Genomic DNA, 10865 nt, shown 5'->3' with positions numbered 1-10865 from the left:
ATAAGAGGCCAGGTACTTTTTGAGTGTGTTACGCGCCACGCCGGTTTGTGAAGCGATGCGCTGCTTGCCCCAGCCTTGATGGTAGAGGCGTAGAATCTGCCGGATCTTCGACATCTGTATTGCATGATTAGCCATCGGTGCTGCCCTTTTTTCTAAAGGTGGCAGCAGATCAATGGTTGCCGCAGATGCCCGGCTCAGGGATTAGTAAAGCGTCAGTGAAAGGGTGGTCAATTTGCTCCGGCGCGGGGTGGTCAGTTTGCTCCGGCGCCAGGTGGTCAACTTCCACCGGCGCAGGGTGGTCAATATCGCCGGCGTTTGCAAGCAATGTCCTTGATACATGGTTTTTACTTCCAATTTTCCGCGACAGAATCAAATCACCATTCTTCCAAGTTTTTTCCTCATAAGAAACGTTGACCTTGCCGATCAAACTCAGTGCGTCCTTCCATGAAATGATATTGTATCGGTCCTGAGTATATGGGACTGAGACTTCCCTCCAAAGACTATCACCACTGTTTTGAATGTTAAGTGCTTCATCCTTTTCTGGTAATTCGACTTCTTGTATAATCATTTTCGATCGATCAACGTCAAGAATCGATATAAAGTATTTCAGGTCGCCGTTTACATCTGGTTCCTGATACCGAACGGCGTCAATGAACCGAATTCCAGCGTTTGATAGGGTACCGCCCTGAATTTCATATTCGATGTTCATTGATCCTCCACGGCTCCTTGTTAGAATATACCTTGACAGACGGAAATTGACACCATCTTTCCTCACATTGCTCAGTCCGACAGAGAGTTGAGGGTCGAGGGTAAATGAATCAACTTCGAGATTAAGCTCTTTACGTATGGTCCTGATTAACGAGGTGTCAAACCTGTTTTTCGAGAGGTCTGATAGCGGAATATCAACATCTAACCAACCTTCGAATCCAACAGTTAGAGGAGTTGCTCTTTTACCCTTTCCGTTCACCTGACCGTATGAGGCCAGATATGTAAACAGAAACAACATTATGCAGATTGATCGTACCATCTTGGGCGTGTTTAGGCGTTGCCATTCAAATATAACGCAACTGGCGTCTTAAATGACGCCATTTACGGTTCTGCTTTCCGCCACATTGCCGCTGTGGACTCAGCCCGTATAAACTTCTGTAAAGCGTTTGGAAGAAATCTTCGGAGAATTAGGACGGAGAAGGGATTCGGTATGCGGGAATTTGCACTGAACGCTGACATCGAGTACAGCCAACTTTCCAAAATCGAACGGGGAGTGACGAATCCAACGATTGGCACCGTCCATTTACTTGCCACCGCACTGGGTGTCTCACATAGAGACCTTTTCGACTTTCCTTTCGAATATTGACACCTTTCTCAAATTTGAAGAAGTTAATTCATTGTTTTCCAAATAGTTAACAATTCCGAAAGTTTATCTGTGCTGCATCTTTCGTCAATAAGTGGAGCGCAACAACAAAGGGTTACACGCCAAAAGCGGTAACCTTTTTTTATTTGCCCCACGATTCGCACCACCGTTTACCGAAGGATATAATCAAAAATGTAGCCTTCGCCCCGTTCGAACATTCGCGCGCTCAAGGGGCCAGCAGGCTGCCATGAAAACGGTTGAGTGCAACATCCAGCTCACCCGGAGAAAGCGTCGCCCTGATGGTAAGTTTCCCCGTATCGATCACGAATCCAAAACGGAGACCCAAAGCGAACCGGGCGAGCTCGGCCAAGCCGGGAAATTTTAGTTTAGGCCTTGAAAAAGGTTGCATAAAGAGTAGTTGAACGGGCCTCCAGTGAGGAGGCTCACTACTTCGGTACAACAACCGAGCCCCATACCTGGACTTTTTACTCTTTTATTTTTTACACTTGGATCCGTCCGAAATCTGCCTGTTTATTCTCGACTGGGAATCGCACAATTACGCTATTTAATAACGGCCAGATGCCATCTATTGTGACCTCACGGACCGGTTATTGCAACTAACACACTATAATGGACCACGACAGGAGACACAGCATATCAGGGTTGAATAAGCAACTACTAAACACGAATGCGGAGTTAAGGAACGCAATATGGGGCCAAGGCCAGGCCCGAAGCCATCAAAGCCATCCGCGCGTCAGTAAAGCCATAAAGTTTAAAACAGAAGAAATACAGGCTGCCGGGGCGGGTAATGAGTCAATGCCAACCAATTGACAGCGCGGCGCCCTGCTGATGTTCCACTCGGATTCTAATTCAGAAAACAGGTGCACACGCATGCAGACTGCCCGATCGATCCTGATCCCGAAGCGCTACGTATCCTTTGGAAACAGATAAACGAAATAAGGATACCGCCAGGTTTACCTATCCACATACCACCAAAGGTTGAAACCTGGGCGCTTATGTCCTTGCGTACAAAAAACAAGAATCTTCAATCTGGAAATTACTATATGATATTAAAAAATACCGGACCGGTGGTCGTCATCGAAGACGATGCAGACGACAAAGAAATATTGATAGAGGTGTTCAATGAGTTGCGATACCCCAATGAAATTGTATTTTTTCAGGACGGAGATGAGGCGTTGGCTTACTTAAACAAGACCGACATCGTTCCATTCCTCATATTGTCGGACATCAATATGCCTAAGCTGGACGGCTTTCAGCTCAGGGATAAGATCAAGACCGATGCAAAGCTGGAAATGAAATGCATTCCGTATCTGTTTTTTACGACAGCATCCAGTCAAATGGCTGTCATTGATGCCTATAGCGCTTCCGCGCAGGGCTTTTTCATCAAGCAGAACACCTACAATGAGCTGAAGGAGGTGATCGATATCATTATGAAGTACTGGCTCAAGTGCTCGTCCCCCAATAACTTTTGACCTGGAACTCTCTGAACCCGGTGCAGCCCCGCACAAAAGGACCATACCTATATATTAACAACGGTTGTGCCGACAAAGACGTACCTTACACCAGTTAACATTTGAGCCTCGCATCCAGTACCGGCTACTTACTTTGCCTTCGCATTAACGCTGCTTCCGCATTTAGCTCCCCTCTACTTCTTGCCTTCTCAGATAATTTTATTATCCTTTCAACGTACAAGTTTGAAAATCTACGTTTCCAATCTCGATTTTAATATCGGGAATCAAGACCTTCAAGACCTCTTTTCGCCCTATGGCGAAGTGACTTCCAGCAATGTAATTACAGACAGAACCAGCGGACGTTCCCGCGGATTCGGCTTTGTAGAAATGCTCGATGAGGGTGCGGCCCGGACGGCTATGAATGAAATCGACGCTTCAGAAGTGAACGGCCGAACAATCAACGTCAAAGAAGCGAACCCCAAGACGCCCCGTCCCGCTGGGATGATGACCGGAAGTCATTATTGAGTTGGCAGACAAGCTTTGATAGCCTCTCCCCGGAGAGGCTTTTTTTATGGGCAATTCACTGCCGCATTCAAGGTCCTTATTAGGCGTTGCGTGGGAAAGCGGCCCGCGCGTCCGCGCGGTTCCGGAGTGCCCGAACTTTTATTTATCGTGCCGATCAGCCGCAGGCGCAGATATGAACTATCCCCTTGTATTCATTTAGGAAATGTCCCATATCCGGCACGGTATTCCCTTCTATAGAAGAGTCCAGTATCCCGTGACCTACCCTAAACATCCCACAAAAATGAAAAAGTTTCTCCCGGCCTTTGCCCTCGTTCTTGCGCTTAGTGCCTGCAACTCAGATCCGAAACCCACGACAACAGTTCCCGCCAACGACACTACCGGCCTTGCTGCATTCCAGCAACAAAAGGTACCTGTAGCAGCTTCGGAATTAACACCAGCGGCCACACCTGCAGTCGCTGCGCTTCACCACAGCTCCGTAAGACACACGGCGGCTACCAGAAATTCCACAACGTCTTCCAGCGGCGCAACAACCTCGGGTAGCAGCACGGGCACCTCCGGCGGCACAGCAACTGCAACGCCTAAGAGAAAAGGCATCAGCGGCACTGCCAAAGGCGCCATCATCGGTGGTGTTGCCGGCGCAGCCGGTGGCGCGATCATTAACAAGAAAAACCGTGCGGTGGGCGCCATTGTTGGTGGTGTTGTTGGCGCAGGCGCCGGTGCCTTGATCGGCAACAAGCTCGATAAGAAAAATTAACAGCGCTCCTACCCTAATAACAGATCCCCGTATCGAAAGATGCGGGGATCTGTTATTAACGACGCCCCGCTCACACGACCCGGATGGCGGTCTTTCCTACAGCGCAAAAAGAGAGGCCTTCCGGCCTCCCTTATAAACCACCCTGTTGTCACTATTTTACTAACGATCATTCTTTCAGCAGCTTCACAACGGCCCGCCGGGTGCCCTGGGCCAGCTCTGCGACGTAGGTGCCGCGCGCATAACCAGTGCCGGCGCGCAGCGTCTGCCCCGTGGCAAGCCCGGTAAATTGCTGCAGGATACGTCCGTTCGCGTCGAAGATGCGGAGGCTGATCGGCGTACGGGCATCATCGCTTTGAACCAGCAGCGTAAACGAGCCCTGTGTGGGGTTGGGAAAAGCCTGCAGCCCGAAGCGCAGCGTAGTGGCGCCATCGTCCTTAGCGGTCGTCTCGGTGGCGGTGGCCTGCTCAGTGGCCACGGTACGGCCCGTGCTGGGGGTCGTGCCCGGGGTCAGGCTGAAGCCGCTCTTCACCACGAGGTTGCCGCCGCGCAGTTCCTTCTGCCCGTGCTTGTTGGCGATCCATTCGCTCGAGTACAGCACGTTGGCCAGGACGCCCGGATCCACGTTGCATTCCGCCAGCACGATCGAAATCGAATCACTGTTGCCGGGGTCGCCGCGGTCGATCATGTTCACGTACAGCATTTTGTTGCCGCCCTTTGCTACCGGCGCCAGCGGGTTGGTCACATCCGTGAGCGTCGCTTTGGACGAGAACTGCGCCGTTTGCCGGCCCGGGTTGCTGATGTTCACGCCGAGCGTTTGCAGCGAGTTGGCCTTGATCTGGTACGTGTGCAGGCCATCGCTTTCCGTACGGCGGAACACGATGTTCATATTGCCCTGCAGGCTCGTTCCTTTCTTCGTATACTTCACGTTGAAGCCGAAGTTGGCCTTCGTGCCCGCGTCCGATTTGTAAGTGCCAACCGACTTGTCCGGCACGATGTGTCCGCCACCCGTGATGAAGTCGCCCACCGGTTTGTAGATCGTCACCACCGTATTGTCGGCACTGCAATCGCGGTAATAGTAGCCATAGTCGACCACGACGCCGATGCTGATCTCGCGGTCGGTTTCGTTGTTACCGAGCGTAAATACGGAGTCGAAAGCGATCCGGCCGATCTTGGTATCAGTGCCTACGAGCGTGACATCCAGCCAGCCCGACAAGGGAATCCTGCTGTCGCCGTAAACAAAGCGCGCTTTTGCTTTGCGGATATCGCCGGGCGCCGGATCGTAGGCGGCATCACCGGATACGGCGGTAATGTCGAGGATGTTGGCACGCAGCTTCACAGTGGCTTTCACCGACGTAGCGCTTCCCGTGCTCAGGATCTGGTCGCCGGTGTATTCCACGCGCGCATCTTCCTTGCGAATGCTGAAAGACCGGTCGGTAACCGAGTTGTTTCCCGTGGTCAGACCGTAGTTGCTGCTCGGATTGTTGAAGGTCGCCGTGATGACCTTCGAGCCCGGGGCCAGCTCACCACTAACCGTTTCCAGGAGCGGCTTGCACAGGGTCGCCACCAGGTCGCCGTCGGTGTTGGCAATGAACGGCACCGTACCCAGCTCCTGGGTGCCGATGCGGAAGGTTACCGAGCTGGCAGCCCCGGGCGCGCCGCCGATCTTCGCGGCCCCATTGTCGATCTCGGCACGGACGATGATCGAATCGCTGTACTGCCGGTAAGCGGGCGATGGCACGCCAACGTAGCCGCTGATCGTCACCGGGAGAATGGTCAGCGAATCGCGCACGTAGGTCAGGTCGTAGTTCCGGCTCAATGCCAACGAGCCTTGCCGGATCGCGTATTTACCGACGTCTACGCCCGCATCCCGCGTCAGGTATCCGGTGAACAGGTCGCCGGGCACCACCGACCCGGTGGTTACGGTGTAGGTCAGCTTCGGATCGGCCTGGCCATAGATCTTGCTCTGCGCATCGGCCTTGACCGTTACCGGGCGCTTGTAGATGGCAAAGGTGCTGCCGTTGTAGGTCGTGTCGTAATTGGACGTATTGTCGTCGCTGCCATTCCTGATGCGAAGGTTCGTTTTGACGATGTCGTACGTACCGACGGTATCTCCCGGCACGCGCGACAGCGCACCGCTGAACGCATCCCAGGGAGCCAGGCTTTGACTGGCGCCGATCGTATAGGTGAATGGAACCGGGTCGGCTTCCCCGTAGGTCTTGTGTTGTCCGGCCGTTACGTTGATCGTTAGTGGCCGCTGGCGGATTGTGAAATCTGCGCCCACAAAGGTCTCGGCGTAATTCGTTCCGTAGGTATATGTACCCTTATCGATGGCATAATTGCCGACATCTTCTCCTTCCGCGCGGTGCAGCGCGCCGGCAAAGTGGTCGTTGTTAACAAGATTGCCCGAGGTGATCCTGGCCTTGAGTACGGAGTCGGCATCGCCATAAACTTTACCCGCCGCATTGGCCGTGATGGTGATCGGCCGCGGGTGAATCGTAAGTAATGCGCTGACAAATGTTTCCGCGTAATTGGACCCGTACGTATAACTACCCTTGCTGATGGCATACGTGCCGGCGGCCTCACCGGTTGCGCGATCCAGGAGACCCGTATGCCCGTCACCGGTCACCACCGTGCCACTCGTTACCTGCGCTGTCAAGGCGGGGTCGTTGTCGCCGTACGTCTTCGAAGCCGCATCGGCCGTGATGGTGATGGCGCGCTGGTCGATGCTGAAGAAGCCGCCAAGGTAGCTGGTGTCGTAGTTCGCGGTATTGTCGTCGTTGCCGTTTTTGATCGTAAGTCCCGCCTGCAGGATGGCGTAGCCGCCTGCGTCCTCACCGGGCTGTCGGCTGAGGCTTCCGCTGAACGCATCCCAGGGGGCGAGGCTTTGCGTGGCACCCAACGTGAAATCGAAGGTGGCGGGATCAGCTTCACCATAGGTCTTGTGCTGCCCCGCGGTCACGTGGATCGTGAGCGGCCGATGGCGAATGGCGAAGGTGGCGCCCACGAAAGTCTCTGCGTAATTCGTACCGTAGGTATACGTACCCTTTTCAATGGCATAGCTGCCTGCATCCTCTCCTTCCGCCCGGTGCAATGTGCCGCTGAAGGCATCCTGGAACACGATGCTGCCCGAGGTTATTTTGGCCTTGAGCACGGAGTCGGCATCGCCATATACCTTACCCGCCGCGTTGGCGGCAATGGTGATCGGCCGAGGAGTAATGAACAGGCTGTCTTCAACGTAGGTTTCGGCATAGTTGCCCCCGTACGTGAAGCTGCCCTGGCCGATCAGGTAACGCCCCACGCCTTCACCGGCCGCACGCGACAGCGCACCCGTGGGCTTGTCGGGACCAACGATCCCGCCGGTTATCGTTGCCTTCAATTCCGGATCGACGTCACCATATACTTTGGCCTTCCTTTCGGCGGTGATCGTGATGGGCCGGGGACGGATCGTAAACAACTTGCTGACAAATGTCTCCGCGTAATTGGAACCGTAGGAATACGTACCCTTGCCTATGTCGTAGGTACCTGCATTTTCCCCGGGGTCGCGGGTGAGGGTGCCGCTTGCCGCATCACTGCCTACGATCGTGCCGCCCGTTACCTGTGCGGTAAACTGCGCCGTGTCTGGATTGCCGTAAATCCTGGAGGCCGTGTCTGCGGTGAGGGTGATCGCCCGTGCAGCCACGGTGAGCGTACGTTCCACGGTAGTATCGCCGCCGCAAACGTTACTGACGATGCAACGGTACTTACGACCGCTCAGGGCCACACCGGGACGGCCGACGGCCAATGTGCCCGCGGCCGCGCCACTGTAGATGCCAGCTTCGGCCAGGTCGTTCCAGGAAGTGGCAAACTCCTGCCAGCGATACGTAGGTGCGGGTGTTCCGCTTGCTGCTGTAGTAAAACGGGCGGTGTCGCCGTAGGTGATTGACTGCGCTCCGGGCTCACTGCTCACGGTCGCGGGGAGGTTGACGGTAATGCCGGTTCTTCGCTCGGAACTAGTGCCGCAGGTGTTGGAGGCTGTTACGACGATGTCGCCGCTCGTACTGCCGAAGGTGACGGTGATGCTGTTGCTGTTGTCACCAGCAGTAATCACCGCACCCGCAGGCAAGGTCCATTGATACGTAAGACCGGATACTGGCGGCACACTGTAAACCTTGCCGGCTTCCCCACTGCACACGGTTTTATCGCCGCCGATCGGGCCGGGCGGGTTGGGAGAGCCGGAGAGTGTACTAAAGGAAACGCTGCTGGAAGAGTTACTGAAAATCCCGTTCTTTTCCGTTCGTACGCGGTAGGAATAATCCTTTCCAGGCGCAAGTCCGGAAATTACAAAAGAGGTCACATTGCCAACGGCGGAGTCGTTGTAACGACCCACGATGGAGTTAAAGTTGCTGTTGTTGGCCACATCGATCCGGTAGCCGGTCGCACCTTCCACAGCTACCCAATTTGCAGTGGCCTGCGTGCAACCGATCGCTGTTGCAGGACTACCCGAAGGAGGCGCGAGCAAGGTGTTAAAACTGATGGAATTTGCAGAAGAGCCCGAAAAACAGTCATTCGCAGCGCGCATCCTTATGTAATAGGTAACGCCGGAATTAAGACCATTGACTGTGTAGTTTTTCGGGTTCGGATTGCCGACGCTAAAGGCGTTATAAAAGTTTCCGCCAGCAGTCACGAACGATGTGAAGCCTGGATCCGATGCCACGTCAATCAGGTACTTAGTTGCGTTGCTCGCATTGCCCCAGGTCACGCCGAGCGAGGTAGCAGTGGCCGTGCCCTTGCTGACCGTAACGGCACCGAATGTCGGAGCGGTAGCTACCGGTACATTCTGGCTAATGGTTTTATCGTCGCAATTACCGGTTACAGAAATGGTCACACTTTCAGTACCACTAGTATAGGGATTCCAATTTATTGTTATGGAGGAAGCCGAGTTACTAGTTGTGAGCACGCCGTTACCAGCAAATGTCCAAGTGAACCCTGTTACATCAGTTGAGAAGTCGGTCGTATACGTTACGGGTCCGTCAGCAGGACAACGGAGCGATGAAGCGGTGATTTTCAAACCGCATTTTTGTCCGTCGGTAAACGCTGCTTCAGCATGCAGTCCCGAAGCCAGGCCTACCAAATGAATCGGGATCGTTGTGAAGGACCTGCAACTGCACGCTTTCGCCGGGCGCAAATCCGCTACCCGTAAGCGTTACCGTGGCGCCCGGCGGGTAGTCGGGCAGGTCGGTGGTCAGCGTGGGCTGCGCAAAGACCGGCACGAATGCCGACAGCAACAAGAAGAGGAACAGCCAAAGAAGGTTAGGCAGAAGGGCGCGGCTTGCGCGCGGGCAGGGCAAGGCAATACCCTGACTGCGTAGCGGTGTTGTCATAACCGAACGATTTAAGGTTAGCATACGTACCGGCCGGCGTTCCGCGCAGTGCGTGGAGGCAGGTAAGATGAGCAGGGAGGGGGAAAGAAAGGAGAAGCGCTGTCGCGCGCATGAACGGTCGTCCGCCGTGAATGTGTCGTTTAAAATGCCGCAATTATTATTCCAGATGCGTGCGGCAGAGCCGGCTGAAAGAGCATCTTCCCGTAGAAATACGGGCAGCCGGCAAATGGCGCATCGCAACCCAGCACCTCAGCGGATGACCCTTTCGTCTTCGTGCAGCACCGGTTGTTGCGGTTGCGCCTCATACCATCACCTCGCGTCTTGTTTTCAAGCCGCGGAGATTAAGTGCTACTTCCAGCGCCCGTACATACGCGCGCTCCAACAGTCCGGGCCCAAGTGCTTTGTGAACGGTTATCGCGGCATCAAGAATGATGCGGCCAATCCGGTTTAATTCAGATGCTTCCATTCCATAAAGGTTTGAAAGCATGGAATGAAAACAAAGGTGGGAAAAGCACCAGGGAATGTTTTTTTTCACCACGGGGATTGGCGAAGTTTCACAAAATCTGTAGGGTTAAAATCAGGAATTACTCAAGCTCCCGACATCGTTTCCCCAGCTTGCTGGGGCGCACTGAAAACTCCGCGCACGAATGCTGGTTCCACTAATAACGTCCGCCCACCAAAAACACGCGTTCTCTTGCCCTCCACCGCCCTCCGCGGTTAAAACACCCCCAACACGCTCACAGCCATCACGGCCGCACTACCAGGCATCCCTTATTTCCACGGCCCCGGAATACGCCGCCCAGGCCTTCACCAACCGGCAGCCGGCAGAAAGGAACAAAGAAGTGCGGGCCCACCGTATCCCCGTTCCGCACAGAGGTGCTTCCTGTTGGTGAAGCCGGGCAATACAACGATCAGTACGGCCGCGCTTCCCCACTGCATGTGGCTCGGCTTTTGCGGCGCTTTGGGGTATGGAAAAGCAAAACAACAACCCGGAGGAAAACAAACCCCTCAGCCCGGACCCGGATCAAAGCCCCGAGTCCCCGAAGATGCACAGCAACGACCCGCAGAAAAATATGCGCGGCCCCGTTTCGTCTTTTATGCACAACCTTGGCAAGAACGTACGCGACCACGGCGGTGAACACACGAACGACAAGGGCAGTGGCGGCCAGAAGATGGACGGCTACGAGGACGCATAAGCGGGTCCGAGTACGATCGCAACAACCTGCATCGCCGGTGGCACACCGGGCGAAGCATCATGGCCGGAACTTCCCGGCCTTTTTTATTCGGGATCAAGCCCATCTCGTTCTCTCGTTCTCTCGTTCTCTCTTCCTCTCGTTCTCTCGTTCTCTCTTCCTCTCGTTCTCTCGTTCTCTCTTCCTCTCGTTCTCTCGTTCTCTCTTCCT

The 10865-nt window shown here is 54.5% G+C and carries 11 protein-coding genes; 5 read left to right on the top strand and 6 right to left on the bottom strand.

Features of this window, described 5'->3' with window-relative positions:
• Both E0486_RS19400 and E0486_RS17925 read right to left on the bottom strand, forming a co-directional pair.
• On the bottom strand, nt 1–114 hold a 114-nt coding region (locus E0486_RS19400; RefSeq protein ID WP_394345767.1), incomplete at its 3' end, for a helix-turn-helix domain-containing protein.
• 55 nt (nt 115–169) lie between these two features.
• Nucleotides 170–1027: a hypothetical protein gene (locus tag E0486_RS17925; protein WP_131854340.1), complete on the bottom strand. Its 858-nt coding sequence runs from the start codon at nt 1025–1027 to the stop codon at nt 170–172.
• A 93-nt stretch (nt 1028–1120) separates the two neighbouring features.
• Here E0486_RS17925 and E0486_RS19395 point away from each other — a divergent pair, with 93 nt between their 5' ends.
• Nucleotides 1121–1354, top strand: coding sequence for a helix-turn-helix domain-containing protein (locus tag E0486_RS19395; protein ID WP_165917406.1), 234 nt, complete (start codon nt 1121–1123; stop codon nt 1352–1354).
• Nucleotides 1355–1577: 223 nt separating this feature from the next.
• Here the strand turns inward: E0486_RS19395 and E0486_RS19025 are convergent, their stop codons facing one another.
• The gene (locus tag E0486_RS19025) at nt 1578–1721 is read right to left on the bottom strand and encodes a hypothetical protein (RefSeq protein WP_165917405.1); all 144 of its coding nucleotides are present in this window, start codon (nt 1719–1721) and stop codon (nt 1578–1580) included.
• A 511-nt stretch (nt 1722–2232) separates the two neighbouring features.
• On the opposite strand from E0486_RS19025, the gene E0486_RS17915 reads away from it, so the two are divergent.
• The 3 genes from E0486_RS17915 to E0486_RS17905 all read left to right on the top strand — a co-directional run bounded on the left by E0486_RS17915 (nt 2233) and on the right by E0486_RS17905 (nt 4102).
• Complete coding sequence (locus tag E0486_RS17915) at nt 2233–2844, top strand: response regulator (protein WP_243697475.1); 612 nt, start codon at nt 2233–2235, stop codon at nt 2842–2844.
• A 222-nt stretch (nt 2845–3066) separates the two neighbouring features.
• Nucleotides 3067–3348, top strand: a complete 282-nt coding sequence (locus E0486_RS17910; protein WP_131854336.1) for an RNA recognition motif domain-containing protein — start codon at nt 3067–3069, stop codon at nt 3346–3348.
• 280 nt (nt 3349–3628) lie between these two features.
• A complete protein-coding gene (locus E0486_RS17905; RefSeq protein ID WP_131854334.1) occupies nt 3629–4102 on the top strand; it encodes a glycine zipper domain-containing protein in 474 nt (157 codons plus the stop codon).
• Nucleotides 4103–4268: 166 nt separating this feature from the next.
• On the opposite strand, the gene E0486_RS17900 is transcribed toward E0486_RS17905, so the two are convergent.
• The 3 genes from E0486_RS17900 to E0486_RS17890 all read right to left on the bottom strand — a co-directional run bounded on the left by E0486_RS17900 (nt 4269) and on the right by E0486_RS17890 (nt 9928).
• The gene (locus E0486_RS17900; RefSeq protein WP_394345766.1) at nt 4269–8660 is read right to left on the bottom strand and encodes an MBG domain-containing protein; all 4392 of its coding nucleotides are present in this window, start codon (nt 8658–8660) and stop codon (nt 4269–4271) included.
• Nucleotides 8661–9180: 520 nt separating this feature from the next.
• Nucleotides 9181–9462, bottom strand: coding sequence for a hypothetical protein (locus E0486_RS17895; RefSeq protein WP_131854330.1), 282 nt, complete (start codon nt 9460–9462; stop codon nt 9181–9183).
• A gap of 301 nt (nt 9463–9763) precedes the next feature.
• On the bottom strand, nt 9764–9928 hold the full coding sequence (locus tag E0486_RS17890) for a GxxExxY protein (RefSeq protein ID WP_131854328.1): 165 nt from the start codon (nt 9926–9928) through the stop codon (nt 9764–9766).
• Nucleotides 9929–10430: 502 nt separating this feature from the next.
• Here E0486_RS17890 and E0486_RS17885 point away from each other — a divergent pair.
• Nucleotides 10431–10658, top strand: coding sequence for a hypothetical protein (locus E0486_RS17885; RefSeq protein ID WP_131854326.1), 228 nt, complete (start codon nt 10431–10433; stop codon nt 10656–10658).
• Nucleotides 10659–10865: the final 207 nt, after the last annotated feature.

The organism is Flaviaesturariibacter aridisoli (assembly GCF_004343705.1).
Lineage (GTDB): Bacteria > Bacteroidota > Bacteroidia > Chitinophagales > Chitinophagaceae > Flavisolibacter > Flavisolibacter aridisoli.
The sequence above is the reverse complement of the archived record's forward strand: the minus strand, read 5'-3'. Positions and strand labels throughout refer to the sequence as shown.

Coding starts and splice junctions, on each gene's coding strand:
- E0486_RS17890 (WP_131854328.1), bottom strand. CDS start 9,928: ATGGAAGCATCTGAATTAAACCGGATTGGCCGCATCATTCTTGATGCC.
- E0486_RS17895 (WP_131854330.1), bottom strand. CDS start 9,462: ATGACAACACCGCTACGCAGTCAGGGTATTGCCTTGCCCTGCCCGCGC.
- E0486_RS17905 (WP_131854334.1), top strand. CDS start 3,629: ATGAAAAAGTTTCTCCCGGCCTTTGCCCTCGTTCTTGCGCTTAGTGCC.
- E0486_RS17925 (WP_131854340.1), bottom strand. CDS start 1,027: ATGGTACGATCAATCTGCATAATGTTGTTTCTGTTTACATATCTGGCC.
- E0486_RS17885 (WP_131854326.1), top strand. CDS start 10,431: ATGGAAAAGCAAAACAACAACCCGGAGGAAAACAAACCCCTCAGCCCG.
- E0486_RS17900 (WP_394345766.1), bottom strand. CDS start 8,660: ATGCGCGCTGCGAATGACTGTTTTTCGGGCTCTTCTGCAAATTCCATC.